The organism is Tsukamurella sp. USMM236 (assembly GCF_037148755.1).
GTDB lineage: Bacteria > Actinomycetota > Actinomycetes > Mycobacteriales > Mycobacteriaceae > Tsukamurella.
This window is the reverse complement of record NZ_JBBCSS010000001.1, coordinates 734,367-760,008: the sequence shown is the minus strand read 5'-3', so window position 1 is coordinate 760,008 and position 25,642 is coordinate 734,367. Positions and strand designations below refer to the sequence as shown.

Annotated in this window: 31 protein-coding genes; 12 read left to right on the top strand and 19 right to left on the bottom strand. The window is 71.9% G+C overall.

Annotated features, from left to right (window positions below):
* Positions 1 to 121 precede the first annotated feature (121 nt).
* A complete protein-coding gene (locus WFK95_RS03675; RefSeq protein WP_336669901.1) occupies positions 122 to 577 on the bottom strand; it encodes a PTS sugar transporter subunit IIA in 456 nt (151 codons plus the stop codon).
* Positions 574 to 801: a PTS transporter subunit EIIB gene (locus tag WFK95_RS03670; RefSeq protein WP_068524062.1), complete on the bottom strand. Its 228-nt coding sequence runs from the start codon at positions 799 to 801 to the stop codon at positions 574 to 576. The genes WFK95_RS03675 and WFK95_RS03670 overlap by 4 nt, the downstream gene beginning before the upstream one ends.
* Positions 802 to 906: 105 nt before the next feature.
* Between WFK95_RS03670 and WFK95_RS03665 the strand changes: the two genes are divergently transcribed.
* The 4 genes from WFK95_RS03665 to WFK95_RS03650 are packed head-to-tail and all read left to right on the top strand — an operon-like array spanning position 907 to position 4,002.
* Positions 907 to 2,142 carry a PTS transporter subunit EIIC gene (locus WFK95_RS03665; protein ID WP_336669900.1) on the top strand — a complete coding sequence of 412 codons (1,236 nt, stop codon included), beginning with the start codon at positions 907 to 909 and terminating at the stop codon, positions 2,140 to 2,142.
* Positions 2,139 to 3,293 (top strand): N-acetylglucosamine-6-phosphate deacetylase, encoded by a 1,155-nt coding sequence (locus WFK95_RS03660; RefSeq protein ID WP_336669899.1) that lies wholly within the window; start codon positions 2,139 to 2,141, stop codon positions 3,291 to 3,293. Before WFK95_RS03665 ends, WFK95_RS03660 begins: the two co-directional genes overlap by 4 nt.
* Positions 3,294 to 3,322: 29 nt before the next feature.
* Entirely contained in the window at positions 3,323 to 3,592 is a 270-nt protein-coding gene (locus WFK95_RS03655; RefSeq protein ID WP_224646866.1) for a hypothetical protein, read from the top strand.
* Positions 3,580 to 4,002 (top strand): type II toxin-antitoxin system VapC family toxin, encoded by a 423-nt coding sequence (locus WFK95_RS03650; protein ID WP_336669898.1) that lies wholly within the window; start codon positions 3,580 to 3,582, stop codon positions 4,000 to 4,002. The genes WFK95_RS03655 and WFK95_RS03650 overlap by 13 nt, the downstream gene beginning before the upstream one ends.
* Here the strand turns inward: WFK95_RS03650 and WFK95_RS03645 are convergent, their stop codons facing one another.
* Genes WFK95_RS03645 through WFK95_RS03630 form a run of 4 tightly spaced genes read right to left on the bottom strand, consistent with a single transcriptional unit; the run spans position 4,003 to position 7,721 of the window.
* Positions 4,003 to 4,833 (bottom strand): PhzF family phenazine biosynthesis protein, encoded by an 831-nt coding sequence (locus tag WFK95_RS03645; protein ID WP_336670140.1) that lies wholly within the window; start codon positions 4,831 to 4,833, stop codon positions 4,003 to 4,005.
* A gap of 4 nt (positions 4,834 to 4,837) precedes the next feature.
* Positions 4,838 to 5,470 carry an MSMEG_1061 family FMN-dependent PPOX-type flavoprotein gene (locus tag WFK95_RS03640; protein WP_336669897.1) on the bottom strand — a complete coding sequence of 211 codons (633 nt, stop codon included), beginning with the start codon at positions 5,468 to 5,470 and terminating at the stop codon, positions 4,838 to 4,840.
* A gap of 50 nt (positions 5,471 to 5,520) precedes the next feature.
* Positions 5,521 to 6,276: an amino acid ABC transporter ATP-binding protein gene (locus WFK95_RS03635; RefSeq protein ID WP_304941276.1), complete on the bottom strand. Its 756-nt coding sequence runs from the start codon at positions 6,274 to 6,276 to the stop codon at positions 5,521 to 5,523.
* Positions 6,273 to 7,721 carry an ABC transporter substrate-binding protein/permease gene (locus WFK95_RS03630; RefSeq protein WP_336669896.1) on the bottom strand — a complete coding sequence of 483 codons (1,449 nt, stop codon included), beginning with the start codon at positions 7,719 to 7,721 and terminating at the stop codon, positions 6,273 to 6,275. The genes WFK95_RS03635 and WFK95_RS03630 overlap by 4 nt, the downstream gene beginning before the upstream one ends.
* Positions 7,722 to 7,882: 161 nt before the next feature.
* Here WFK95_RS03630 and WFK95_RS03625 point away from each other — a divergent pair, with 161 nt between their 5' ends.
* Genes WFK95_RS03625 through WFK95_RS03610 form a run of 4 tightly spaced genes read left to right on the top strand, consistent with a single transcriptional unit; the run spans position 7,883 to position 11,148 of the window.
* Positions 7,883 to 8,230 carry an ArsR/SmtB family transcription factor gene (locus tag WFK95_RS03625; RefSeq protein ID WP_336670139.1) on the top strand — a complete coding sequence of 116 codons (348 nt, stop codon included), beginning with the start codon at positions 7,883 to 7,885 and terminating at the stop codon, positions 8,228 to 8,230.
* Positions 8,227 to 8,712 carry an SRPBCC family protein gene (locus WFK95_RS03620; RefSeq protein WP_336669895.1) on the top strand — a complete coding sequence of 162 codons (486 nt, stop codon included), beginning with the start codon at positions 8,227 to 8,229 and terminating at the stop codon, positions 8,710 to 8,712. Before WFK95_RS03625 ends, WFK95_RS03620 begins: the two co-directional genes overlap by 4 nt.
* A gap of 16 nt (positions 8,713 to 8,728) precedes the next feature.
* Complete coding sequence (locus WFK95_RS03615; RefSeq protein ID WP_336669894.1) at positions 8,729 to 9,502, top strand: enoyl-CoA hydratase; 774 nt, start codon at positions 8,729 to 8,731, stop codon at positions 9,500 to 9,502.
* Positions 9,503 to 9,522: 20 nt separating this feature from the next.
* A complete protein-coding gene (locus tag WFK95_RS03610; protein ID WP_224646860.1) occupies positions 9,523 to 11,148 on the top strand; it encodes an adenylate/guanylate cyclase domain-containing protein in 1,626 nt (541 codons plus the stop codon).
* On the opposite strand, the gene WFK95_RS03605 is transcribed toward WFK95_RS03610, so the two are convergent.
* Genes WFK95_RS03605 through WFK95_RS03595 form a run of 3 tightly spaced genes read right to left on the bottom strand, consistent with a single transcriptional unit; the run spans position 11,043 to position 12,150 of the window.
* Positions 11,043 to 11,582, bottom strand: coding sequence for a GNAT family N-acetyltransferase (locus WFK95_RS03605; RefSeq protein ID WP_336669893.1), 540 nt, complete (start codon positions 11,580 to 11,582; stop codon positions 11,043 to 11,045). The two genes, WFK95_RS03610 and WFK95_RS03605, sit on opposite strands and share 106 nt — an antisense overlap.
* Entirely contained in the window at positions 11,579 to 11,935 is a 357-nt protein-coding gene (locus tag WFK95_RS03600; protein ID WP_224646856.1) for an RNA-binding S4 domain-containing protein, read from the bottom strand. Before WFK95_RS03600 ends, WFK95_RS03605 begins: the two co-directional genes overlap by 4 nt.
* A gap of 2 nt (positions 11,936 to 11,937) precedes the next feature.
* Positions 11,938 to 12,150 carry a hypothetical protein gene (locus WFK95_RS03595; protein ID WP_068524038.1) on the bottom strand — a complete coding sequence of 71 codons (213 nt, stop codon included), beginning with the start codon at positions 12,148 to 12,150 and terminating at the stop codon, positions 11,938 to 11,940.
* A gap of 40 nt (positions 12,151 to 12,190) precedes the next feature.
* On the opposite strand from WFK95_RS03595, the gene WFK95_RS03590 reads away from it, so the two are divergent.
* From WFK95_RS03590 to WFK95_RS03580, 3 genes are read left to right on the top strand one after another with little or no spacing between them, the layout of a single operon-like run.
* Positions 12,191 to 12,643 carry a SixA phosphatase family protein gene (locus tag WFK95_RS03590; protein WP_224646855.1) on the top strand — a complete coding sequence of 151 codons (453 nt, stop codon included), beginning with the start codon at positions 12,191 to 12,193 and terminating at the stop codon, positions 12,641 to 12,643.
* 10 nt (positions 12,644 to 12,653) lie between these two features.
* Positions 12,654 to 13,085: a SixA phosphatase family protein gene (locus WFK95_RS03585; protein ID WP_224646854.1), complete on the top strand. Its 432-nt coding sequence runs from the start codon at positions 12,654 to 12,656 to the stop codon at positions 13,083 to 13,085.
* 9 nt (positions 13,086 to 13,094) lie between these two features.
* Positions 13,095 to 14,729, top strand: a complete 1,635-nt coding sequence (locus WFK95_RS03580) for a dihydroxyacetone kinase family protein (protein WP_336669892.1) — start codon at positions 13,095 to 13,097, stop codon at positions 14,727 to 14,729.
* A gap of 16 nt (positions 14,730 to 14,745) precedes the next feature.
* Here WFK95_RS03580 and mftG read toward each other — a convergent pair whose 3' ends face one another.
* The 7 genes from mftG to mftA are packed head-to-tail and all read right to left on the bottom strand — an operon-like array spanning position 14,746 to position 21,123.
* Positions 14,746 to 16,017, bottom strand: coding sequence for a mycofactocin system GMC family oxidoreductase MftG (gene mftG, locus WFK95_RS03575; protein ID WP_336669891.1), 1,272 nt, complete (start codon positions 16,015 to 16,017; stop codon positions 14,746 to 14,748).
* A 1-nt stretch (position 16,018) separates the two neighbouring features.
* Positions 16,019 to 17,428, bottom strand: coding sequence for a mycofactocin biosynthesis glycosyltransferase MftF (gene mftF, locus WFK95_RS03570; protein ID WP_336669890.1), 1,410 nt, complete (start codon positions 17,426 to 17,428; stop codon positions 16,019 to 16,021).
* Positions 17,425 to 18,153 (bottom strand): mycofactocin biosynthesis peptidyl-dipeptidase MftE, encoded by a 729-nt coding sequence (mftE, locus tag WFK95_RS03565; RefSeq protein ID WP_336670138.1) that lies wholly within the window; start codon positions 18,151 to 18,153, stop codon positions 17,425 to 17,427. The genes mftF and mftE overlap by 4 nt, the downstream gene beginning before the upstream one ends.
* Positions 18,150 to 19,367, bottom strand: coding sequence for a pre-mycofactocin synthase MftD (gene mftD / locus WFK95_RS03560; RefSeq protein ID WP_336669889.1), 1,218 nt, complete (start codon positions 19,365 to 19,367; stop codon positions 18,150 to 18,152). Before mftD ends, mftE begins: the two co-directional genes overlap by 4 nt.
* An 18-nt stretch (positions 19,368 to 19,385) precedes the next feature.
* Positions 19,386 to 20,684, bottom strand: coding sequence for a mycofactocin radical SAM maturase (gene mftC / locus WFK95_RS03555; protein WP_336669888.1), 1,299 nt, complete (start codon positions 20,682 to 20,684; stop codon positions 19,386 to 19,388).
* Positions 20,685 to 20,689: 5 nt separating this feature from the next.
* Positions 20,690 to 21,031: a mycofactocin biosynthesis chaperone MftB gene (gene mftB / locus WFK95_RS03550; RefSeq protein ID WP_336669887.1), complete on the bottom strand. Its 342-nt coding sequence runs from the start codon at positions 21,029 to 21,031 to the stop codon at positions 20,690 to 20,692.
* On the bottom strand, positions 21,031 to 21,123 hold the full coding sequence (gene mftA / locus WFK95_RS03545) for a mycofactocin precursor MftA (RefSeq protein WP_114515824.1): 93 nt from the start codon (positions 21,121 to 21,123) through the stop codon (positions 21,031 to 21,033). The genes mftB and mftA overlap by 1 nt, the downstream gene beginning before the upstream one ends.
* A 153-nt stretch (positions 21,124 to 21,276) precedes the next feature.
* On the opposite strand from mftA, the gene mftR reads away from it, so the two are divergent.
* On the top strand, positions 21,277 to 21,903 hold the full coding sequence (gene mftR / locus WFK95_RS03540; protein WP_336669886.1) for a mycofactocin system transcriptional regulator: 627 nt from the start codon (positions 21,277 to 21,279) through the stop codon (positions 21,901 to 21,903).
* Here the strand turns inward: mftR and WFK95_RS03535 are convergent.
* The 3 genes from WFK95_RS03535 to WFK95_RS03525 all read right to left on the bottom strand — a co-directional run bounded on the left by WFK95_RS03535 (position 21,900) and on the right by WFK95_RS03525 (position 25,555).
* The gene (locus tag WFK95_RS03535) at positions 21,900 to 23,333 is read right to left on the bottom strand and encodes an acyltransferase (RefSeq protein WP_336669885.1); all 1,434 of its coding nucleotides are present in this window, start codon (positions 23,331 to 23,333) and stop codon (positions 21,900 to 21,902) included. The two genes, mftR and WFK95_RS03535, sit on opposite strands and share 4 nt — an antisense overlap.
* Before the next feature lie 135 nt (positions 23,334 to 23,468).
* Entirely contained in the window at positions 23,469 to 24,188 is a 720-nt protein-coding gene (locus WFK95_RS03530; protein WP_336670137.1) for a 3-hydroxybutyrate dehydrogenase, read from the bottom strand.
* A 5-nt stretch (positions 24,189 to 24,193) separates the two neighbouring features.
* The gene (locus tag WFK95_RS03525; RefSeq protein WP_224646845.1) at positions 24,194 to 25,555 is read right to left on the bottom strand and encodes an MFS transporter; all 1,362 of its coding nucleotides are present in this window, start codon (positions 25,553 to 25,555) and stop codon (positions 24,194 to 24,196) included.
* Positions 25,556 to 25,642: the final 87 nt, after the last annotated feature.

The following is a 25,642-nucleotide window of genomic DNA, read 5'->3' as shown; positions in this document are numbered from 1 at the left end:
CACAGGCCATCCACCTTTCCCCAACCGACAACATTCGCGCTCACGCTACTCAAGATAGTGAGAGGATTACGCCTCCATTCGATCACTGTGACCAGATGAACACGCCGGAGCGACGTGTCATTCACACAGTAAAGATCCAATCCCCCGCGGCCACATCACGTTCTTCAAGATTCGCAATGGACCCGGGTTGGGAATCCATCACCACGACGGGGCAGATCGCGCTGAGGCCTCGGTCGCGAATGCCCGACGGGGAGAAGGAGATCAGCGGATCCCCGGCGGCGACTTTGGCCTTCTCCGCGGCCAGCAGCGTGAAGCCCTCACCATTCAGGTTCACGGTGTCGATTCCGACATGCACCAGAACACCGATACCGCCGTCCGCGAGCACGATCGCCGCGTGCGGATGCAACTTCAGTACCGTCCCCGCCACGGGCGAGACGACGACGGCCTCGGCACCGTCGGCGGGCACGGACGGTTCGATGGCGACCCCCGAGCCCACCATCTCGCCGGCGAAGACCTGATCCGGCACGGCCGAGAGCGGCACGAGCCGCCCGGCGACCGGTGCCAGCACCTCGGTCACAGGAGGTCCTGCACTTCCTCGGCGAGCGCGTCCGCGGTCGGGCCGACGACGACCTGCACGGCCGAGCCCGCGACCATCACGCCGTGCGAGAGCTTCTTGAGCGCGGCCTGGTCGACGAGGCCGGTGTCCTTGACCTCGCAGCGGAGGCGGGTGATGCAGCCCTCCACCTCTTCGATGTTGTCGGCCCCGCCGAGCCCGTTCACGATGTCCTGCGCCTTCGACATTCCTGCCGCCTTTCGGAGAGGTTCGGGAAAACCGACTCACGCCGGGCCGAACTGGTTATAACCTGTCGTCAGCCTAGTGGACTCGTCCCTCGACAGGAGCGAAAAATGAGTTCCTCATCCGGATCCGGTATATCAGCACGACGGCTCGATCTGAGCGGTCTCCAGAAACTCGGCCGCAGCCTCATGCTGCCCATCGCGGTACTGCCCGCGGCGGGCATCCTGCTGCGCCTCGGCCAGGACGATCTCCTCGGCAGATTCGACTCCATGAAGACCGTCGCCGCGGTCATCGGCGGCGCGGGCAACGCGCTGTTCGCCAACCTCGGCATGTTGTTCGCGGTCGGCATCGCGATCGGCTGGGCCAAGAAGGCCGACGGTTCCACCGCGCTCGCCGCACTCGTCGGCTATCTGTCGTTCCAGGCCGTCGAGAAGGCCATGTCGCCCGTGGTGCTCGCGGGCAAGCTCGACAAGGACGACAAGCAGGCGCTCGTCGAGTACGGCGTGCTGGGCGGCATCGTCATCGGCATCATGTCGGCGATGCTCTGGCAGAAGTACTACAAGACGAAGCTGCCCGACTACATCGGCTTCTTCTCCGGCCGCCGCCTGGTGCCGATCCTCACCGCCTCGGGCGCGATCGTCGTCGGCGTGCTCATGTCCTTCGCCTACCCGCTGTTCAACGCCGGCCTGACCAGTCTCGCCAACTGGGTCGCCGAACACTCCGTGGTCGGCGGCGGCGTGTACGGCACCGTCAACCGCCTGCTGCTGCCGCTCGGTCTGCACCACATCATCAACTCCGTGGTCTGGTTCGTCCTCGGCGACTACCAGGGCGCGAACGGCACCGTGGTGCACGGCGACATCGCCCGGTTCATGCAGGGCGACCCCACCGCGGGCACGTTCATGACCGGCTTCTTCCCCATCATGATGTTCGGCCTGCCCGCCGCGGCGTTCGCCATCTACCGCTGCGCCAAGCCCGAGAACCGCAAGGTGGTCGGCGGCATCATGCTGTCCGTCGCGCTCACCAGCTTCATCACCGGCATCACCGAGCCGCTCGAGTTCTCCTTCATCTTCGTGGCCTGGCCGCTGCTGCTGCTCCACGCGCTGCTCACCGGCAGTTCGCTCCTCATCGCGAACTGGCTGGACATCCACCACGGCTTCACGTTCTCCGCCGGCGCCATCGACTACGTGCTCAACTTCGGGCTGGCGAACAAGCCGCTGCTGCTCATCCCGATGGGCCTGGTCTACGCCGTGATCTACTACTTCTCGTTCAGCTTCATCATCAAGCGGCGCAACCTCAAGACCCCCGGTCGCGAGGACGAGGACATGGAAGCGGAGGCCACGGCTTGAGCGAGCTCCTGCGCGGCACCGTCGTCACGCCCTCCGGGGCGATCGACGACGGTGTCCTGGCCCTCGCGGACGGCCGGATCGCGGAGGTCGGACCCGCGTCCGCCTTCCCGGCCGCGACGCTGCCGGCACCGTCGGAGCGCGTCTACCTGCCCGGCATGATCGACGTGCACTGCCACGGGGGCGGGGGCTTCGGCTTCCCGGACTCGGACGCCGACGGTGCCCGCGCGGCCGCCGCGCACCACCTCGGCCGCGGCACGACGACGCTGCTGGCCTCGCTGGTCTCCGCGGCGCCGGAGAAGCTGCTCGAGCGGATCGCGACGCTTGCGCCGCTCGTGGACGACGGCACCGTCGCCGGGCTGCATCTGGAGGGCCCCTTCCTCGCGCAGGAGGTGTGCGGCGCGCAGGACCCGCGGTACATCATCGACGGCGACCCGGCGCTGCTCGCGTCGCTGCTCGACGCCGCGGGCGGCCGGATCTCCTCGATGACCGTCGCCGCCGAGACCGCGCACTTCGCCGACCTGGCGCGGCAGCTGTCCGCGGCCGGCGCCGTCGTGTCCGTCGGGCACACCGCCGGCGACTACGACACCGTGGCCGCCGCGCTCGGCACCCCGGACGGCCCGGTCAGCATCACGCACCTGTTCAACGGCATGCACCCGATGCACCACCGGCACCCCGGCGCCGTGGGTGCCGCGCTGCAGGCGGCGGGCGAGGGCCACGCGGTCGCGGAGATCATCGGCGACGGGGTGCACCTCGCCGCCGGCACCGTCGCGATGGTCTTCGCGACCGTCGGGCCGGACCACATCGCGCTGGTCTCCGACGCCATGCAGGCCGCCGGGATGCCCGACGGCCAGTACTCGCTCGGGCCGCTGGAGGTCACCGTCGGGGGTGGCGTCGCGCGCCTGACCACGCCCGACGGGACGCCGGGCGCCATCGCCGGCGGCACCTCGTCGGTGCTCGACGTGGTGGTGCGCGCCGTCCGGCACTCGGGGGTGTCGCTCGCCGACGCCGCGCGCGCCGGGGCGACCACGCCCGCCCGACTGCTGGGCCTGAAGGACCGCGGCGAGCTCGCCGCCGGCCTGCGTGCCGACGTGCTGGAGCTCTCCGCCGATCTGGAGCTCCTGCGGGTCCTGCGCGCCGGCGAGCAGGTGTAACACCTCGTTCTCCGGTGTTACACTCGGGTATGCCCACGACCCGACCGCGCCACGCGATCACGGAGACCCCCGAGGTCACGCGAGCGCTGGAGATCGCCCGACGGCGGTGGCCGGCGCACGCCGAGAGCCCGTCGCGCCTGCTGCGCGAGCTGATCGCCGCAGGTGCGGAGGCCGTCGAGGAGTCGTCGGACAGCGAGATCGAGCGGCGCCTCGCGGTCGCGACGCGACTCGCGGGCAGTCGCACGAAATGGTTCCCGGACGGCTACCTCGAGGAGCTGAGGTCCGAGTGGCCGGAGTAGTCGTCCTCGACGCGAGCGTGCTCATCGCGTTCTTCAAGGACGACGATCCTTTCCACGGCAAGGCATCCGCTGTGGTGCTCGGCGCGATCGGCCGGGGCGACGAGATCGCCGCGAGCGAGTTGACCGTGGCCGAGTACCTCGTGGGCGCAGTCCGCAGCGGCGAGGTGGGCAGCGCCGAAACGGAACTCGCGGATCTCGGTCTCCGACGACGTGACCTTCCCCCGTCCTTCGCCCCGCGCCTGGCGCGGATCCGGCACGACGCGCGCGTGAAGCTCCCCGACGCCGCGGTGATCCTCACCGCCGTCGACGCGGCAGAGGACGGGACCGGCGCGGTGGCCGTGGCGACCTTCGACGCCCGGCTGCGCGCCGGGGCGGCGACGTACGGCATCGGCTCGGCGATCGAGGATTGATCACGCCAGATTGAGCTCGCCGCGGATCGTGGTGCTCGTGGCGCCGCCGATCCAGATCGTGTCGCCGTCCCGTTCGACGTGCACGCGGCCGCGGCGGCCGAGCGCGGTGCCCTGGGACGCGGTGTAGCGCTCCGGCAGCTCACCGGTGCCGATCAGCCACTGCGCCAGACCGGCGTTGAGCGAGCCCGTCACCGGATCCTCCGGCACCGCGAGGGACGGGCAGAAGGCGCGGACCTCGACGTCCGCGTCGCCGCCCGCCGGATACCGGCCCACCACACCGACGTTGAGCTCCCCCATCGCCGCGAAGTCGGGCCGCACAGCGAGGACCGCGTCCGCGTTCCGCAGCCGCGCGGCCACCCAGCCGGGGCCGTTGTCCACCCATTCGGCGGCGAGGATCTCTCCGGCCGGGACTCGCAGGCCCGCGGCGATCCGGTCGACGGTGTCCGCGTCCGCGGGGCCGCTGCGGACGAGCGGCGGCGCGGCGAAGGCGAGCGTCGACCCGCGGCGCAGGCGCACCAGGCCGGCGCCGCACTCCTGCACGACGGTGCCGGCCGTCGCCGGGACGCCGCCGTCCTCCAGCCACGCGTGGGCACTGCCCAGCGTCGGGTGCCCGGCGAAGGGCAGCTCGCCGCCGGGTGTGAAGATCCGGAGCCGGTAGTCGGCCGCCGGGTCCGTCGGGCGGAGCAGGAAGGTGGTCTCGCTGAGGTTGGTCCAGCGTGCGAACGCCGCCATCTGCTCGTCGGCGAGGTCGTCGGCGTCGTGCACCACCGCCACCGGATTGCCCATGAGCGGTTCGGAGGAGAAGACGTCGACCTGGCGGAAGCGGTGCATGCGTTCAGTAGAGCTCACGCCCGTATCCCTCTCCGTAGTAGCGGTCCAGTTCCTCGAGCGAGTCGTCCGGGCGCTCCAACGTTTTGGCGATCACGGCGCGCCGGGGCACCCCGCGGTCGTCGTCCGTCGTCGCCCAGGTCGACGGGTCCCACGCCTCCGAGCGGAGGAAGGCCTTGCTGCAGTGGAAGAAGACCTCGTCGATCGCGACCTCGACGATGAGCTGGGGCAGCTTCTCCCCCACAGCCATCCGGGGTGCGTAGGGCGCGTCGGCGAGCACCGCCGCGGTTCCGTTGACGCGCAGCGTGTCGCCGCGTCCGGGGATGACGAACTCGAGCGCGATGCGCGGATCGACGAGGAGGTTCCGCAGGCCGTCCACGCGGCGGTTCCCCGGCCGGTCGGGCAGCGCGATCGTCCGGTCGTCCAGCACGAGGACGCCGCCCGCCGGATCGCCCTTCGGCGAGACGTCGAGCCCACTCGGGCCCGACGTGGCGACGAAGTAGAGCCGCGCGGCCGCGAGGAACAGCCGGTGCACCTCGTGCAGTTCGGGGCGGGCCTTGTCGCGGATCCGCGGGATCGGCTCGGGCACCACGGCCCGGAGCTCCGCCTCGGTGGTCACCGGTCTGCGTGCATGCGCCATGTCGTCGAGCGTAGAGACCCGTGCGGTGCGCCCGCGACCCGGTTTCCGCCCTACAGCGGGCGCAGGATGCGGTCGAGGAACTCCCGCGTGCGCGCGTGCTGCGGGGCGCCGATCACGTCGGCGGGGCGGCCCGCCTCGAGGACGGTGCCGCGGTCGACGAACAGCACCTGGTCGGCGACCTCGCGGGCGAAGGCCATCTCGTGCGTCACCACCACCATCGTGCGGCCCTCGGTCGCCAGGTCGCGCATCACGGTGAGGACGTCGCCGACCAGCTCGGGGTCGAGCGCCGAGGTGGGCTCGTCGAACAGCACGACCCGTGGCCGCAGCGCGAGGGCCCGCGCGATCCCGACGCGCTGCTGCTGCCCGCCCGAGAGTTGGTGCGGGTACTTGTCGGCGTGGTCCTTCAGCCCGACCCGCGCGAGCAGCTCCCGTGCCTCCGCCTCGACCTCGGCCGCCGGGCGCTTCTGCACGACGACGGGCCCCTCGGTCACGTTCCGCAGCGCGGTGAAGTGCGGGAAGAGGTTGTGCGACTGGAAGACCATCGCGCTCTGCGCGCGGTAGCGCGACAGTTCGGCCTTGCCGGGCGTGCCGGCCCCGAAGTCCACCGTCGCGTCGCCGACGGTGACGGTGCCCCCGTCCGGCAACTCGAGCGCGTTGAGCGAGCGGAGCACCGTCGTCTTCCCGGATCCGGACGGCCCGATGATGACCGTGACCGTGCCCTCCGGGACGGCGAAGTCGATGCCACGCAGCACCTCCACCTCGCCGAAGGACTTGGTCAGACCGCGCACCGAGATCAGGTCGGTCATCGCGCCACGTACCTTTCGAATCGGTTCTCGAGGTGCGACTGCAGCACGCTCAGCAGCTGGCAGACCACCCAGTAGTAGCAGGCGGCGACCACGTACATGACGAGGAAGTCGAACGTGGGTGCCGCGGCGATCTGCGCCTGCCGGAACACCTCGGTCACGAGGATGGTGGACGCCAGCGAGGTGTCCTTGACGAGCGAGAGCAGCGTGTTCGCGAGCGGCGGGGTCGCGGTGCGGGCGGCCTGCGGCAGGATGATCCGGCGCAGCGCGGTGCTGTAGTCCATACCGATCGTGGTGGCCGCCTCCCACTGCCCGCGCGGCACCGCGCCGATCGCGGCGCGGATGATCTCCGCCGCGTAGCCGCCCACGTTGAGCGAGAAGGCGATCACCGCCGCGAAGAAGGGATCGAAGACCAGGCCGAGCGCGGGCAGGCCGTAGAAGATGATCACCAGCTGCACCAGCAGCGGCGTGCCGCGGATCACCGAGATGTAGACCGTCGCCAGCGCGCGGAGCAGGCGCCGGGCGGACATCCGCGCGAGCGCGACGGCCAGCGCGAGGACGAGTCCGATCGCGAAGCTGATCGCGGTGAGCGGCAGGGTCTTCGTGACCATGGCCTCCAGCAGCGGAACCAGGCTGCGCCGCACCAGGTCCCAGGTGGTGGACTGCTTCGGCGCGGCACTGTCCGCGCCGAAGTACTTCTGCGAGATCCGTTCGGCGGTGCCGTCGGCTCGGATCTCGGCGAGGCCGCGGTTGATCGCCGGCATGAGCCCGGATCCCTTGCGGGCCGCGAACACCGACTCGGACTTGTCGGGGGTCTCGGCGGCGATCTTCACCGGCGCGGTGTGGTTGACCGCGAGGTAGTTGCGGATCACGCCCGTGTCGTTGACCACTACGTCCACGCGGCCCTGCGCGAGCAACGTCGCCGCTTCGGTGAATCCCGCGACCGGCTCGATCCGCGCGCCCGCCTTCTCCGCGACGCCGGACCAGCTGCTCGTGGAGCTCTGGGCGGCGAGCCTGCCGCGGATGTCGTCCAGGGACTTCACCGCATCGTCGTCCTTGCGGACCAGGATCGATCCGCTCGCCGTGCTGTACGAGTCGGACAGGTCGTACTTGGCGGCGCGGGCGGGACTCGCGGCGACCTGGTTCGCCACCAGGTCCAGCCGGTTCGCCTCCAGCGCGGAGAACATCGAGTCCCAGGGCGTCTCCACGAACTCCACCCGCATCCCGGCCTTATCGGCGATGGCGGTGATCATCTCGACGTCGTAGCCCGTGAGCTTCCCGGCATCGTCGTGGTAGCTGTACACCTGGTAGACGCCCTCGGTGCCCACCCGCAGGACCCCGCCCGACGGCGGCACCGGGTCGGCCTGCGCCGGCAGCGGCGCGACGACGAGCAGCATCGCGAGCAGCACGAGGAGGACGCGGGGCGCGGTGCGGACGGCTGATCGCATGCGTCGTTCTTAGCACCGGCATCGGCCCTGCGCGCCGCGGACCGTCATGTCGAACCTTTTTCAACTCAGGGGTTGAACAACGGGAGGAGAGGGCGTACCGTCGTATTCAACAGATTGGTTGAACACGAAGGGGGTGCACCACGAACGACGACACCGACGACCTGTCCAAGGCGTTCGCGGCACTCGCGGACCCCACGCGGCGCGACATCGTCGCCCGCCTCTCGGACGGCGACGCCACGCTCACGGAGATCGCGGAGCGCTACGACGTGAGCATCCAGGCCGTCTCGAAACACCTCACGGTGCTCGAGAACGCCGGCCTGATCAGCAGGACCCGCCGCGCCCAGGCGCGGCCCGCCCACCTGGAGGCGGAGGTCTTCGACCTCATGAACGGGTGGATCGAGCGGTACCGGCGCCGCGCCGAACAGCGCTACCAGCGCCTCGACGCGGTGCTGGCCGAATTGAACGCACAAGAGAACCCCAACCCCACCGAAGAAGGAGCAGCATCATGACCATCGTCAACGCCGAGGCCGCCATCGAGGCCTCCGCCACCCTGCCCAGCATCACCATCACCCGCGACTTCCAGGCGACCCCCGCGCAGTTGTTCCGCGCGCACACCGACCCCGAGCTCTACGCGCGCTGGGTGGGACCGTCGGACATCGCCACCGAGATCGTGCACTGGGACGCGCGCACCGGCGGCAGCTGGGCGTACAACAACACCCGTGGCGACGAGCGCTACTCGTTCCACGGCAGCTTCCACGACGTTCGAGAGGACCGGATCGTGCAGACCTTCACCTTCGACGAGTGGCCCGACGCGGTGTCGCTCGAGACCATGACCTTCGAGGACCTCGGCGACGGCCGCACGCGGATGCACTCGGTCTCGCTGCTCGACAGCTTCGAGAGCCGCGACGGCATGCTGGCCAGCGGCATGGAGAAGGGCGTCAACGACGGCTACGCCAAGCTCGACGAACTTCTCGCGTCCGGCGAGGTGTAGTCGTTACCGTCGAGGGATGACGGACGCCGCACCGATTCGCACGCACGTCGCCGGCGGCCTGGGGGTCCTCACCCTCGGGGCCGCCGGGCGGCGTAACCCCCTCTCGCTCGCCACGATGCGGGCGGCCACCGCCGCGCTGGGCGCCTTCGACGCCGACCCCGCGGTGCGGGTCATCGTGATCCGCGCCGAGGGGCCGGCGTTCTCGGCGGGCCACGACCTGAGCGAGATGGTCGGCCGCACCCTCGACGAGGAGCGCGAGATCTTCGTCGCCTGCACCGACCTCATGGCCGCGGTGCACCGCGTGCGGCAGCCCGTGATCGCGCAGGTGCAGGGCATGGCGCTGGCCGCCGGCTGCCAGCTCGTGGCGACCTGCGACCTGGCGATCGCGACCTCCGACGCGCGGTTCTCGACGCCCGGCGTGAAGATCGGGCTGTTCTGCTCGACGCCGATGATCCCGCTCACCCGGGCCGTCGGCCGCAAGCGCGCGATGCAGATGCTGCTGACCGGCGAGATGATCAACGCCGAGACCGCGGTCGAGTGGGGCCTGATCAACGCCGCCGTCCCCGCCGACCAGCTCGAGGCGACCGTCACCGGCCTGGCGCACCGCATCGCGGAATCCAGCGGCGCAACGCTGGCGATCGGCAAGCGCGCCTTCTACGACCAGGTCGATCGGACCGAGCCGGACGCCTACGCCGCGATGGCCGAGGTGATGGCGACCAACGCGATGATCCCGGACGCGCAGGAGGGTATGACGGCGTTCCTGGAGAAACGCGCCCCCGTCTGGCGGTGATGACCCGGTAACTTAGCAGCATGAAGCTGCCCCGGCTCCGCGCCGACTACGGTTCGATCCTCCTGGGGTCGGCCGACGACAGCTCCCGCCTGACCCGCGTCCGGGTGCAGCTGGTGATCACCATCGGCGTGGTTGTCGCCAACCTCATCGGCGTCGGCCTGGCCATCGCGCTGGCCACCGTCGGCATCCCGGAGCCGTCGATCCCGTGGGACGCCTGGTGGATGAACTACCTGGTGGTGCCGCTGTACATCGGGATCGCCTTCGTGCTCGGCGCGACGATCGGCACCGTCCGGCTGGTCCGGTCGCTGCGCTGGTCGATCCGCCGCGAGGAGCCGAACGCGGCGCAGGCGAAGGCGGCGATCGTCGGGCCGTGGCGCCTGACCGCCCTGGAGGCGCTGCTGTGGGGCGTCGGCACCGTCGTGATGACCGTCGGCTACGGCGCCATCAACCCCGACCTGATCCCCAAGATCGCGCTGGTCACGGGCCTGTCCGGGGTCGTCGTGTGCGCCATCTCGTACCAGATCACGGAGTTCGCGCTGCGCCCCGCGGCCGCGGCGGCGCTGGAGGCCGGGTACCGCGCACCGCGCAAGGGCCGGCTGCGGATGCGGGCCGCCACCGCCTGGGCGATCGGCTCGGGCGTGCCGATCCTGGGCATCTTCCTCGTGGTGCTGTTCGGCACCTTCCGCGACGACACCACCAAGCTCGACATCTTCGTCGCCGTCGCGGCACTGGCCGCGATCGCGCTGCTCACCGGACCGCTCATCAGCCTGCTCAACATCGACGCCCTGATCGCGCCCCTGCGCGTCCTCGGCGGCGCGATCCGCCGCGTCCGCGACGGCGAGACCGACGTAGCCGTGCGCATCTTCGACGGCTCCGACATGGGCGAGCTGCAGGCCGGGTTCAACGAGATGACCACCGGCCTCGCCGAGCGGGAGCGGCTGCGGGACCTGTTCGGCCGGCACGTGGGCCGCGACGTCGCGGAAGCGGCGCTCGGCTGGGGCGTCCAGCTCGGCGGTTCCGAGGAGGTCGTCGGCGTGCTCTTCATCGACGTCGTGGGCTCGACGACGCTGGCACGGCAGCGGCCCGCGACCGAGGTGGTCGAGCTGCTCAACCGGTTCTTCGAGGTCATCGTGACCGCCGTCGAGGAGAACGACGGCCTGGTCAACAAGTTCGAGGGCGACGCGGTGCTCGCGGTCTTCGGCGCGCCGCTGCCGCACCCGGATCCGGCGGGCGGGGCCCTGCGCACCTCGCGGCTCATCGCGGACCGCCTGCCCGCGGCGGTGCCGGACCTGCGGGCCGGGATCGGGGTCTCCTACGGCGTGGTCGTGGCGGGCAACGTCGGCGCGATCGAACGCTACGAGTACACCGTGATCGGCGACCCGGTCAACGAGTCGGCGCGCCTGTCCGAGGTCGCCAAGCGCGACACCTCGCTGCCGGTGGCGTCCGAGCCGGCGATCATGGGCGCCCGCGAGGCCGAGTCGCAGCACTGGCGGTTCACGGACGAGCTGGAGCTGCGCGGCCGCGACGAGAACACCCGCCTCTACTCCCCCAGGGAGTCCTCGAGGACGAGCACGTCGTCGACGAAGGTCGTTCCGCCGACGGTGAACTCGCGCACCCCCGCCGTCACGAACCCCGACTTGGCGTAGAACCGCTTGGCCCGGGCGTTGTCGGCGTTCACGCCGAGCCACACGGGCAGGCCCGCGGCGTCGGCGCGGACGGCGTCGAGCAGGGCGCGGGCGACCCCGCCGCCGTGGTGGTCCGGGTCCACGTAGAGCTTGGACAGGTAGGCCGACGGTGCGCCGCGCAGCGCCGCGGGCCCCTCGTCGTGCGCGCCGTGCAGCACCAGGACGTACCCGACGGGGCCGTCGGCACCGTCGACCACGAGGACCCGGTGGTCGGGATCGGCCAGGTGGCGGTCGAACTCGGCCTCGCTGAGGTGCGTCGCCACGAAGTCCGCGACGTGCTCGCGCGCCAGCGTGGGCGGGCACGCCAGCGGGAAGGTGCGTGCCGCGAGCGCGGCCACGGCGCCGGCGTCGCCGGGCGCCGCGCGACGCACGCGCGCCTGCATCGGCGCCGTCATTCGCGCCCCAGCAGCCGGTCGGTCTCGCGTCGCTCGCGCTTGGTGGGGCGTCCCGCACCCCGATCGCGCTGCGGCATGGACAGCACGATCTCCCGGGGCGGGGGCGGCGGGCTGTGGTCGAGGTAGCAGGTGGCGGCGACGGGCGCGCCGACCCGCTTGGGGATGAGGGTCGCGACCTCGACGATCCGCTCCCGTCCGGCGAGCCGCAGCCGCACCTCGTCGCCCACCACGATGTGCTGAGCCGGTTTGGCGGTGGCGCCGTTGACGCGCACGTGCCCGCCACGGCAAGCCGTGGCGGCGGCCGACCGAGTCTTGGTCAGCCGCACCGCCCACAGCCAGGCGTCGACCCGCACGACTACCGGGCGCGCAGCAGCCGCGACAGGCCGACGGCGCCGAGCACGCCGAACGCCACCAGCAGGAGCAGGCCGAGGCCCGCACCACCGATGAACCAGCCGACGGCGACGACCACCAGCGCGGGCGCGGCCATCGCCGCGACCATCCCCGGGTGCTGCTTCACGACGTCCAGCGCGGCCTTCTTGCGCGCGGGATCGAGCTCTTTTCCAGCCATGTCACCAATGTACGCATTCCCGGCAGGGCAAGATCGGGGCATGACGGTGCTGGCGCTCATGCGACACGGCGAGTCGGGCGTGTCGATCCCCGACGAGGCCCGCCCGATCAGCGCGAACGGTCGCGACCAGGCCCGACGGTCCGCGGCCTGGCTCGCCGAGCAGGGCCTCGAACCCGGTCACGCGCTCGTCTCGTCCGCGCGGCGCACCGTCGAGACCTTCCACGCGATGGACCTGCGCTGCCCGATGACGGCGACCGAGGAGCTCTACGAGTGCCCGGGCCGCCGCGTGCTGGACGAGATCAACGGCGTCCCCGGCGACGTCGACGTGCTGCTGGTGGTGGCGCACTTCCCCGGCCTCCCCGAGGCGGCGGCGCAACTCGACCCGGGCGCGGAGCTCCCCGGCTTCGCGCCGGGCACCGTCGTGCTGCTGGACCTCGACGACGGCCCGGCGGCGCCCGGTTCGGGACGGATGCTGTCCTGGTTCACCCCGTAGGGTGTCCGATATGGACACCCTGATCCTGCTGCGGCACGGCAAGTCCGCCTACCCCGACAAGGTGAAGGATCACGACCGCCCGCTGGCGCCGCGCGGCGTCCGGCAGGCCGGGCTCGCCGGCAAGGCGATCCGCCGGTACGGGCACGACGTGGACCTGGTGCTGTGCTCGACCGCCGAGCGCGCGCAGGCGACGCTGGAGCGGGCCGCCGTCGACGCGCCGGTGCGCCACCTGCCCGCGCTGTACGGGGCGACGGGCGCCGAGATCCTCGACATCGTGGAGGCGGAACGGGGCGACGCGACGACGGTGCTCGTGGTGGGCCACGATCCCGGGCTCGCCGAGGCGGCGCAGATCCTCGACCCCACCTTCACCTTCGCCAAGTTCCCCACGTCGGCGTTCACGGTCATCCGGGAAGGCCACGCGGAGTTGCACATACCTCGCTAACGTGAAGCCGTGACCCATCGCGCGCGCTTCGAGAACTCCGCCGGATCCCTCTTCACCGACGGGCTGCGGGGCGTCCTCGCGGCCCACCCCGACGCGGCCTGGCACGACGCGGGCTTCGTCGCCCGCCGCACGCCCCGGGCCTCCGGCGTCGCCGTCGTCTCCGGCGGCGGCTCCGGGCACGAGCCGATGCACGTCGGGCTGATCGGCGCGGGCATGCTCGACGCGGCCTGCCCGGGCCTGATCTTCACCTCCCCCAACGCCGTGCAGGTGGCGGCCGCGACCCGCGCGGTGGACACCGGTGCGGGCGTCGTGCACGTGGTGAAGAACTACACCGGCGACGTGATGAACTTCGCCGTCGCCCGCCGCCTCGTCGGCGCCCCCGACGGCGACGCGCCGGCCGTCGCCACCGAGGTCGTGCTGGTCGACGACGACGTCGCCACCGAGGACACCTCCGGCCCCGGGCGGCGCGGCACCGCGGCCACGGTCATCGTGGAGAAGATCTGCGGCGCGGCCGCCGACCGGGGATCGTCGCTCGCGGAGGTGGCCGCGGTCGGCCGCCGGGCCGCGGCGCGCGCCCGCTCCATGGCCGTCTCCTTCTCCGCCTGCAACGTGCCGGGCTCCGACGCCCCCTCGTTCGACCTGCCCGCCGGGCACATGGCCTTCGGCGTCGGCATCCACGGCGAGCGCGCCCGCGACGAGCGGCCCGCGACCGCCGCCGAGGAGATCGTCACCGACCTGCTGGCGCGGATCCTGCCCGGCACCGGCCTCGGCTCCGGCGACCGCGCGCTGGTCGTCGTCAACAACCTGGGCGCGGTCACCGACCTGGAGACCGGCGTGCTCTTCGCCGAGGCGGTCAAGCAGCTCGGCGAGCGCGGGATCGAGGTCGCACGCTCGCTGGTCGGGCGGCTCGTCACCGCCCTCGACATGGCCGGCGCCTCCCTCACGGTGGTCCCCCTCGACGACGAGCTCGTCGCGCTGTGGGACGCGCCGACGTCCGCGCCGGGCTGGCCGAACGCGGCCACGGCGCCGTCGTACCTCGACCCGCTCGCGCAATCCCGGCCGGACGACTCCGCCGACAGCGGCGAGCCGAACGTCTGGCTCTCGGACTTCGTCGGCCGCGTGCAGCGGTCGGTGGACGAGCTGACGGAGCTGGACCGCAAGGCCGGCGACGGCGACTTCGGCACCAACATGGCCGCGGCGCTCGGCCACTTCCCGCTCCCCCTCCGCGGCACGGACGGGGAGGTCCTCGACGCGATGTCTACGTCGTACCTGGTGCGCGCGGGCGGCACCTCCGGCGCCGTCTTCGGGACCTTCTTCACCGAGCTCGGCCGGGCCCTGCAGGCCGACGGTGCCGGCTTCGCGCGGGGCGTGCGCGCCGGGCTCGACGCGGTGGTCGAGCTGGGCCGCGCCCGGGTCGGCGACAAGACGGTGGTGGACGCGATCTCCCCCGCCGCCGATGTGCTCGACGGCGGCGGCTCGCTCGCGGACGCGGCGGCCGCGGCGGCGCAGGGCGTGGCGGCGACGGCGGACAGCACCGCCTCGCGCGGCCGGGCCAGCTACCTCGGCGACGCCGTGATCGGCGTGCCGGATCCCGGTGCGCTGGTGATGTCCTGGCTGTTCGAGGCGGCGGCCGCCGGCCGGTAGCTTCCCCGCTCCTTGATCATTCGGCGCGGATCGTCTCGGCGATCAGCGACGCCGCGGCGAGGATGCTCGCGTGCGGGCCGCTCCGCAGGAGCTCGGGCAGGACCGAGCCGTCGACGACCCGCACTCCGTCGACGCCGTCGATCCGTCCCCCGGCATCGACGCGCTCCCCGAGCGGCAGCGTTCCCCAGGCGTGCGAGGACACGCCGACGACCGGATCGACGACGATCGAGCCCGGCGCCACGACGTCCGCGAACGCGGGCGAGCCGAGCATGGCGACGACCTGGTCCACGCCGCGCGCCATCCGCGCCCGGGACTCCGCGTCGGGCTCGCCGAGGTCGAGGGCGCCGCTCGGCGCGAGCACGCCGCGGGTCGGGCGACTCATGTCGGCGATCCCCACCGGTACCCCGCGACGCCCCACGCCCGGGATGTAGGACGCGAAGTCGTCGCCGTAGCAGCGGAGTTCGAGTCCGTCCGCGGTGTGGAGGACCGTCTGCAGGAGCGGGACCCGCCGCAGGGGCGCACGCGGGGTGAACCGGACGATGCGCTCGGGATGCTCGAACGTTCCCAGGGGCCCCGTCCACGGCGACAGCAGGGCGCCCGACCCCAGCGTGCCCGCCGCGAGAACGATCTCGGCGGCATCGATCCGCCCCGCCGTCGTGTGCACTCCCACGATCGCACCGCGGGCTTCGATCAGCGCGGTCGCGGTGGCGCGAAGGAGCGTGGTGCCGCTCGCCGACGGCGGCAGCGCGTCGGCCGCGGTCCAGCGACCGCCGTCGTGCCGGTTGGACCGGACGCGGTTGAGCCCGGTCCCCGGCCACGGCGCAGCCGACGACGAATCGAGACCCTGCGCGCGCCAGTAGGATTCGAAGCGCTTCGCCACCGCTCCCAGTTCGGCGTCCGCGAACTCCGAGACCCGCATGAAGCCGCCTCCGGCGGCGCCGCCGTCGACGCGGTCGAACGCCACGGCGATCCCCTCCTGCGGCCACGGCCACGCCGCGTAGTCGCTCCGGTGACCGCGCAGGAAGTAGCCGCCGTTGACGACGGCCGAACCACCCAGCCCCCTGCCGCGCACCACGTCCCGACCGCGGGACTCGCGGTACCGCCGGACGCGGTCACCGCCGAGGGGCAGAGCGGTGAGACGCCGCGTGGCGGCGGCGGGCGTGGCGATCGGCCCGCCCTCGAGCAGCACGACATCCCGGTCGCCGCTCAGGGCCTGCGCGATCACCAGGCCGGCGCTGCCCGCCCCCACGACGACCGTGTCCGCGGTGAGCCGCGCGCCGCCGGCCATGTCAGCGGGTGATCCTGGGCCGAAGGGCCCCGATCTCGCCGCGCGCCACGGCCCCCTGCCAGACGCCGAGGCCGTAGGCGAGGTCGTCGAGGCGGTGCAGCACGGCCCACGTGACGGGGTCCGGGTGCGGGGCCGACGGTTCCCGGCGCACCGCGGCCGCCCACGTCACGACGGGTTCCACCGCGGCCGCGATCAGCACTCGCCGCCGGAACCGCCGCGAGAGGAGCGCCGCCGCCGCGGTAGCCGGCCAGTAGTGCCGGAGCAGCGCCGCGAGCCCCTGCTGGGCGCCGAAGTACGCGGCGCGGGCGGTGATCCGTGCGGCGACCGCGTCGGCGCGGGGGACCTCGCGCAAGCGGCCGCGCAGGCGCACGAAGGTCCAGCCGTGGATCGCCGCGGCGCCCGCGAGCCCCGTCCGGGTCCCCGACAGGACGCCGACGGCCGCGAGCGCCGCCGGGACCGAGGTGACCACCGGCGCGGCGTGCGCGCCGTGCCTGCGGGCCAGCTCCGCGGCGCCGGTGCCGTAGAAGCGGCGCCGGCCGAGCAGCGCCCGCGCCGTGATCCGGTGGTCGTGCCCCACCCGCGCGGCGGGCTCGTACCGCACCGTCCACCCGGCGGCGGCGAGGCGCCAGCACAGGTCCACGTCCTCGGCGACCCGGAGGTCGTCGTCGAACCCGCCGACGGCCTCGAAGGCGGTGCGCCGGACCAGCATCGCCGCCGACGGCACGTAGGCGACGGGGTTCCCCGGCCGTGCCGCGCCGGGCCGCGGCCCCATGTCCAGGCTGGAGTGCAGGCCCGCGTACCGCGCAACGGGTCGCGTCCACGGCGCACGCTCGAGGCCGACGACGCGGGGCGCGGCCACGGCCACCGTCGGGTCGGCGAGCCGTGCGCGGAGCACGTCGGCCCAGCCGGGCCGGGGCACGGTGTCGGCGTCGAGGAAGGCGACGAGGTCGGTGGCGACGAGTGCGGCGCCGCGGTTGCGGGCGTGCGCGGGTCCGCGGTTCTCCTCGAGACGGAGGAGCCGCACGGGGTCGCCGGGCACGCGGATCGGGACCGTGGAGCCGTCGTCGACGACCACGACCGGCAGGCCGGGCAGTGCGCGCAGCAGGCGGTCGACGCCGGCCTGATCATCGCGGACGGGGACCACGACGGTGATCTCCGCGGCCCCCTCCTCGGCGGCGGCGATCGGCGCGGCGACACCGGAATCCAGCAGCCGCCGGGCGAGACCCGCGGTCGCGGCGTCGCCGACGGTGACGGTGCCGTGGTCGTCGATCAACCCGGCGGCGGCGGACGACAGGGTCAGCAGCCGCATCGGCGATCCGCCGAGCAGGTGCCGCGGGCCGGGGCGCAGGCACGCCGGGTCGAGGCGGACGGCGAATCCTCCCGGCAGGAGCGCGGATCCGGGGCCGATCACCGCAACCGCCCGTCGTCGCCGACGGTCCACCGGCCGAGTGCGCCGACGAGGCGGTCGACCGCGCCGGCGAGCAGCTCCGTGCCGCGCGCGGCGGTGGCCGCGGTCGGGTCGCCGAGCACACCGTTCGGCGCGACCGCCGCCACGCCGCCGGCGCGCAGCCGGTCCAGGAGCTCACCGATCGGCGCCGTCTCCCCCGGCTCGATCCGGTCCCCGTGCACCGTCGCCGGGGCGTGCGCGAGCAGCACCGAGGTCTCCGTCTCCCCCGCGTGGGCGTCGCCGCCCGGGAAGACGCACGGGAACCACGCGGCGTCGCGGCCCTCGTAGCGCAGCAGCGCCGTCGCGGCGCGCAGCGCGTCGAGGTTCCCGCCGTGCCCGTTGACGAAGGCGATACGCGCCGCCCAGCGGGACGCGCTGCGCCCCAGCTCCACCAGCACGAGTTCCAGTGCGGCCGTGCCGATCGAGACCGTGCCCGGGAAGTCCTCGTGCTCGCCGGACGCGCCGTAGGGCAGCGCGGGGGCGAGGACGACGGCACCGTCGGGCCCGGGTGCGGAGGCGAGCCTCTCGACGGCGCGCCGCGCGATCACGGCGGCGACGCGGGTGTCGGTGTCGAGCGGCAGGTGCGGGCCGTGCTGTTCGACGGAGCCGACCGGGACGACGAGCACCGACCCGGCCGGGGGAACCTCCGGCCAGGTCAGCGAATTCAGCTCGGTCGCCACGGGTCTCAGCCGCCGAAGGAGCGCTCGAAGCCCTCGGGGATGATGAGATCGTCGCGGCTGAGCTCGGCCACGTCGGCGCGGCCGAGCCCCATCATCGTCGAGTCGACGCCCATACGGAGCAGGTCGAGCACGTTCTCGACGCCCGCCTGGCCGTTGGCCGCGAGGCCGAACAGGTAGGCGCGGCCGATCATCACGGCCTTGGCGCCGAGGGCGAGGGCCTTGACCACGTCGGCGCCGCGGCGGATGCCGCCGTCGAGCAGCACGTCGACGTCGCCCCCGACGGCGTCGGCGATCGGGCCGAGCACGCGGATGGTGGCGGGCGTGCCGTCGAGGTTGTTGCCGCCGTGATTGGAGACGGAGATGGCGGTGGCACCGATGTCGACGGCGCGCTTCGCGTCGTCGAGCCGGGTGATGCCCTTGACCATGAACTCGCCGCCCCACTGCTCGCGCAGCCACTCCAGGTCCTCCCAGGTGGGCGGCGGGGTGTTCATCCACTGGTAGTAGGCGCCGAAGAAGGTGGGGCCGGTCTCGCCGCGATCGACCAGGTTGGGCGCGGTGAGGTCGGGCACGATGATCCGGCCGTCGCGGATCCAGTCGAGGGCGTAGCGCGGCCTCGCGGCGATCTCGGGGGCGAGCCGCGCGAGCGCCTTGAGGTCCACCTTCTCGGGGATCTCGGGGCTGCCCCAGTCCCGCCCGATGTTGAACACCCAGTCGGTGGTGACGATGAGCCCCTGGCAGCCCGCCTCCTTGGCCCGCTGCGCGCGGGCCAGGATGTCGTCGCGGCTGCCGAGCCAGTAGATCTGGAAGAAGATCTGCCCGTTGACCTCCGTCACCTCCTCCACCGGCTTGCTGGCGAAGCTGGACAGGCCCATTGCGGTGCCGCGGGCGGCGGCGGCGCGGGCCACGGCGACCTCGCCGTCGGGGTCGACGGCCTGGACGCCCGTCGGGGAGATCATCACCGGGAAGGACAGCTCCTGCCCCATCACCTTGGTGGTGAGGTTGCGCTCGGCCTTGGCTCCCACGACGTGCGGGGCGAAGCCCAGTTCCTCGAAGGCCTCGGTGTTGTCGGTGACGGTGACGCCGCCCTGGGTACCCGCCACGAGGGACGAGTAGACCGTGCGCGGCAGGCGCTTGCGGGCGCGGTTCTGCGCCTCGTGGACGGTCTCGAACCAGGGATTGCGGCGCCACGGGTTGCGCTCGGCGAGTGCGGAGAGTCGGGACATGGTGGTGTTCCTCGGGTTTCAGGAGCAGCCGGATGCGGACCGGGCGGTGGCGGGGGGTAGAACGGGGCTCGGCGCGCCAGGCGCCACGAGCGACGACGATGGCCGCGGAGAGCTTGTGGGGGCGAACCCGGCGAGGGGGTTCTCGTCGCAGTCGCGCGACGGCGGCCGGGTCATCAGCGTGAGCGGCACGCCGCGCGAGTGGTCCTTGTTGGCAGTGGGTTTCGTGCGCTCCCCCGCCAGCAGCGATTCGCCGTAGCCCTGCACGCATTCCGGGTCCGGCCCGTCCATCGGCAGGCCGGTGAAGAACTTCGCGGCCATGCAGCCGCCGCGGCAGGAGTCGAAGAAGCTGCACTGCGTGCACGCGCCGGCGCTCTGCGGCTCGCGCAGGGAGCGGAACAGCTCGGAGCGCTGCCACACCTCCTGGAAGCCGCCGTCGCCGGTGACGTTGCCCGCCAGGAAGTTCTCGTGGATCGCGAAGGGGCAGGCGTAGACGTCGCCGACGGGATCGATGAGGCACACGACGCGGCCCGCGCCGCAGAGGTTGAGGCCGGGCAGGGCGCCGGCACCGTCGTTCCCGCCGAACGCGGAGAGATGGAAGAAGGAGTCCCCGGTGAGCACGCCGTCGCCGTGCGCGACGAGCCAGTCGTACAGCTCGCGCTGCTGCTCGGGCAGGGGGTGCAGGTCGTCCCAGACGTCGGCGCCGCGGCCCGACGGGCGCAGGCGCGTGATGCGCAGGGTGGCGCCGTACCGGTCGGCGAGGGCCTTGAACTCGTCGAGCTGCGCCACGTTCTGCCGGGTCATCACGACGCTGATCTTCGCGTCGCGGAAGCCCGCCGCGGAGAGGTTCTCGAGGGCCGTGATCGCCATGGCGAAGGAGCCGGCGCCGCGCACGGCGTCGTTCACCTCGGCGGTGGCGCCGTCGAGCGAGATCTGCACGTCGACGTAGTCGGAGGCGGCGAGGCGCTGCGCGACCTCCGCGTTGATCCGCAGGCCGTTGGTGGAGAACTTCACGCCCACCTGGTGCGCGGTCGCGTAGTCCACGAGCTCCCAGAAGTCGGGGCGCACCGTGGGCTCGCCGCCGCCGATGTTGACGTAGAAGACCTGCATGCGCTGCAGCTCGTCGATGATGGCCTTGCACTGCTCGGTGCTGAGCTCGCGGGGGTCGCGCTTGCCGGAGCTGGAAAGGCAGTGCACGCAGGCGAGGTTGCACGCGTAGGTGAGCTCCCACGTCAGGCAGATGGGGGCGTCGAGGCCGCGTTCGAACTGGTCGACGAGGCGGCCGACCGGGGCGGGGCGGGGCCGTTCGAGGGTGGTCATGTCTCTCACTCCTGGTCGGTGGCCGGGACGATCATCCCGGAGCGGGCGAGCGCGCCGAGCGCGTGGAGGTACAGGGGGCGGTCGTCGGCGGCGATACCCGCGGCGTCGAGCGCGGCTGCGGCGCTCGGGTGCTCGTGCAGGGACCGCACCACGTCGACGACGACGAGGTTCTTGAGGAACGACAGCTTCCGGGTGCCGAAGTGGTAGAGCAGCGCGCCGAAGGGCTCGGGCCGGACCGCGACGCGGGGGTTGATCGCCCAGGGGGCGTCGGGGTCGAAGGACACGGTGGGGGCGTCGGCCCCGGCGGCCGTGAGGCCGCCGGGAGCCGGCGCGTGCGCGGTGGTCATCAGTACACGCCGCACATGCCGTCGATGGATACTTCCTCCACCAACGATTCCGTCACGAGCTCGTCCTGCGTCGCAGTCTCCTTGTCGGACATGTGAACCAACCTCCTCATGCTTGCTGTTGTGGTTCCCGTCACACAGTAATGGCACTCGGTGCAAAATCATAGGGATTCGACGGAATCGGTCCTGACGTACGATCGCGCACAGCCCCCGACCGGCGGGAACTCACGAGAAGAAGGCAGGCGACGATGCCCCCTCGCGGACGCAGCGGACCGCTCGGCGGGCGCCCCTCCGCGACCACCCGGGGCCACCTGAGCGGCGTCGCGATCGACCTGTTCATCGAGAACGGCTTCGACGAGACCAGCGTCGACGACATCGCCGCCGCGGCGGGCATCGCCCGGCGCACGCTCTTCCGCTACTACCCCTCGAAGAACTCGCTCGCCTGGGGCGAGTTCGACGACCATCTGGAAGGCTTGCGCGGGCTGCTGGACGACGCGGCCGGCACGGGCACGCTCGGCACCGAGCTGCGCGACGCCATCGTCGCCTTCAACCAGGTGCCGGAGTCCGAGCGCGAGCACCATCGCCGCCGGATGCACCTGCTGCTGACCGTGCCCGCGCTGCAGGCGCATTCGATGATCATGTACGCCGACTGGCGGCAGGTGATCGCGGAGCACGCGGCGCGGCGCCTCGGCCTGTCCCCCGGCGACCACACACCACAGACGATCGCGTGGATGGCGCTGGGCGTCGCGCTCTCCGCGTACGACCAGTGGTTGCAGCGGCCCGACGCGGACCTCGAGGCGCTCCTGCGCACCGGCGGCGAGCTGCTGATCGCGGCCGCCGATTCCTCAGCGGGAACCGGCGGGGCCGCGAGCTAGGCCTTGGCGGGCAGCGGGCGCGCGCCCGCGGGGCCGGCGAAGACCGTGCGGCCGAGGCCCTGCCAGACCAGCAGCACCGCGCCCAGGGTCACCGAGACGGCGCCGGCGGGCACGTCGAGCGGCCAGTAGAAGAGCGCGCCGATCACGATCATCGCGACGCCGATGCCGATCGACACATTCAGGCTCTGCTTCGCCATCGGGATCATCTTGCGCCCCGTGGTCCACAGGCTGACGGGCGTGCGGCGCAGCACCTCGCTGATCGCCACGGTGAAGAACGCGGTCACGATGAACGTGCAGATGGTGAGGATCGGCGCGTAGACGTCGAACCGGAAGCGCTGGATCGTGGGCGCCAGCTCCTGTAGCGCGAAGGCGTGCACCAGGAAGATGCCGAAGGACCGGTCGGAGGCGGTCTTGAGGAACTTGTCCCAGAAGGAGCCCGCGGTCCGGTAGTCGGACCAGCAGGTGCCGGCCGCGTAGAGAGCCAGGATGATCATCACGAACATCACCGCGGCGTAGGGGCGGAAGACGTTCGCCGCGTCGGTGGGGAACATCCCCTCCATGCTGGTCTTGTAGCCGTACGCGATCAGCGTGACGATGACGACGCCGATCGCGATCGTGATGACGCGACCGCGGAAGCGCGAGAACCAGGCCCGCACCTCCTCGATGTGCATGGCCGCGATGCAGCCGAGCAGCGTGAAGAACTGGTACGGGAAGATCGTCGCCGGCAGGTGGTTCCACAGCTTCGCGAGGAGCCCGAAGTTGAACATCTCCGGGCGCGCGGTGGTCATGTAGTGCAGCAGGATCAGGTGGAAGACGAAGCTCGCCGCCAGGACGTACTTGTGATAGCCCATGGTCCAGCGCAGGAACTTCAGCAGGAACGGAAAGATCAGGTACACCTGCATCGTCACGAAGACGAAGTAGAGATGATACCAGGCGTCGCCGGTGAACAGGTCGTACGCCAGCACCTTGAGCGCGGCCTTCGTCGACTCCCAGGTCTCGAAGGTGCGCGAGATGTTCGAGAACGCCGGCGGCCACATCACGTACATGTGATAGAGCCAGTAGAAGATGCTCCAGGTCAGGAAGGGCAGGCCCACCGCCTTGTACCGGCGGCGCCAGAAGTCGATCGGGTCCAGCTTGCGGTCGCGGTACTGGTACACCAGCACGAAGCCGGTGAGCGCGAAGAAGGCGTTGCGGGTGTAGTGGAAGATCGTCTGGACCGCGTTCGAGGCGACGCTGAACGGGAACGTCGTGCCCGAGACGCAGTGGTCGAAGATGACGCCCGCGAAGGTCACGATGCGCACGATGTCGAGCTCGAAGAGGTGCCCGCCGGCGCGCTTGGGCTTCGACGGTGCCGCCGCAGGCTCGGGCCGCTCGGGCGCGGGCGTCGCCGCCACGGGCTCAGGCGTCGGCTCGACGCCGCGTTCGCTCATCGTCTGGTCCACACCCACTGATCAACAATCCTGACTACACCACAGCAATACCTGGTCACAGGCCCTTCGTACGGTAGCCGTTGCGACTGCGCCACTCCAACTCGAGGAGCGCACTCCCAGGAGACTGCCAGGGGATCAGTTCGCGGTCCAGCCGCCGTCCATCGTGTAGGCGGCGCCGGTGACCATGGCGGCGCCGGGCGAGCACAGCCACGCGACCAGGCCCGCTACCTCGTCGGGCTCGATGAGCCGCTTGATCGCGGGGCGCGCGAGGAAGACCTCGTCGGTGACCTGCTGCTCGGTGATGCCGTGCGCGGCGGCCTGCTCGGCGATCTGCTTCGCGACCAGTGCGGTGCGCACGTAGCCCGGGTTCACGCAGTTGCTGGTGACGCCGTGCTCGCCGCCCTCGAGCGCAGTGACCTTGGACAGGCCCTCCACGCCGTGCTTGGCCGCGACGTAGGCCGCCTTGTACTTCGAGGCCCGCAGCCCGTGCACCGAGGAGACGTGCACGATCCGGCCGAAGCCGCGCTCGTACATGCCCGGCAGCGCCGCGCGGGTCAGCAGGAAGGGCGCCTCCAACATCAGCGTGAGGATCCGGTGGAACCAGGCCGGGTCGAAGTCCTCGATCGGCGCGACGTGCTGCACGCCCGCGTTGTTGACGAGCACATCGACGTCCAGGCTCAGGTCCGCGAGGGCGGCCGTGTCGGTGAGGTCGAGCTCGAGCGCGGTGCCGCCGATCTCCGCGGCCAGCGCCGCCGCGGCGGCGCCGTCGCGATCGACGACGGTGACGGCGGCACCGTCGGCGGCGAGGCGGTGCGCGACGGCGGCCCCGATCCCCGCCGCGCCGCCGGTCACCATCGCCTTCACGCGCGGGCCCCGGTGGCCTGCTCGGCCTGCAGGGCCGCCCGGTCCTCCTCGTCGATCGTGGCGAGGTCGATGCCCTTGGTCTCGCGGACGAAGAAGACCGCGAGGAAGGTGATGCCGCACGCGAGCGCGAGGTACACCGCGACGGGCACCGACGAGCCGAAGTCCTTGAGCAGCTTGGTCGCGATGATCGGCGCCAGCGAGCCGGCGACGACCGAGGTGACCTGCGCCGCGACCGAGACGCCCGAGTAGCGCATCCGGGTCGGGAAGGACTCCGCCATGATCGCGGGCTGCGGCGCGTACATCAGGGCGTGGAACATCAGGCCGATCGTGACCGCGGCGACCACGACCACGCCGTGGCCGGTGTCGAACATCGGGAAGGCGAAGAAGCCCCAGGTGGCGGCGAGGGCGGCGCCGACCCAGTACACGGGGCGGCGGCCGACGCGGTCGGTGAGCGCGCCCGCCAGCGGCATGACCGCGAAGTGCACGGCGTGCGCGATGAGCAGCCACATCAGGATGTCGGAGGTGTCCATCTTCACGACGGTCTTGAGGTAGGTGATCGAGAAGGTGACCACGAGGTAGTAGAAGATGTTCTCGCCGAAGCGCAGGCCCATCGCCGAGAGCACGCCGCGGGGGTAACGCTTGACGACCTCGACGACGCCGTACGAGACGGCCTTCTCCTTCGCGATCTCCTGCTGGGCCTCCTTGAACAGCGGCGACTCGTCGACCTGCGTGCGGATGTAGTAGCCCACCAGCACGATCACGGCCGACAGCCAGAACGCGACGCGCCAGCCCCACGCGAGGAAGTCCGCCTCGGACAGCGCGTTGGTCAGGATCAGCAGCACGACGGTGGCGGCCAGGTTGCCGCCCGGAACGCCGGCCTGCGGCCACGACGCCCAGAAGCCGCGGGACTTGTTCGGGCTGTGCTCCGCGACGAGCAGCACCGCGCCGCCCCACTCGCCGCCGACCGCGAAGCCCTGGATGAAGCGCAGGACCACGAGCAGGAAGGGCGCCCAGTAGCCGATCTGGTCGAAGGTGGGCAGGCAGCCCATGAGGAAGGTCGCGACGCCGACCATGAGGATCGAGACCTGCAGGAGCTTCTTGCGGCCCAGCTTGTCGCCGAGGTGGCCGAAGACGATGCCGCCGACCGGGCGGGCCGCGAAGCCCACGGCGTAGGTGACGAAGGCGGCGATGATCGCGTCGTACTCGCTCGCGCCGGCCTTGAAGAAGATCTTGTTGAACACCACCGTGGCAGCGATGCCGTAGAGGAAGAACTCGTACCACTCGACGACCGTGCCGGCCATCGACGCGGCGACGATCTTCCGGAGCCCGCGCGGCTGCTCCAGGTCGGTCTGCGTCATATCCACTCCTTGTGCGACGGATCACGGCGCCGAACGGATGTGACGCACGCCATGCTCAACGCAGTATGTATGGATAAAATCGCACAC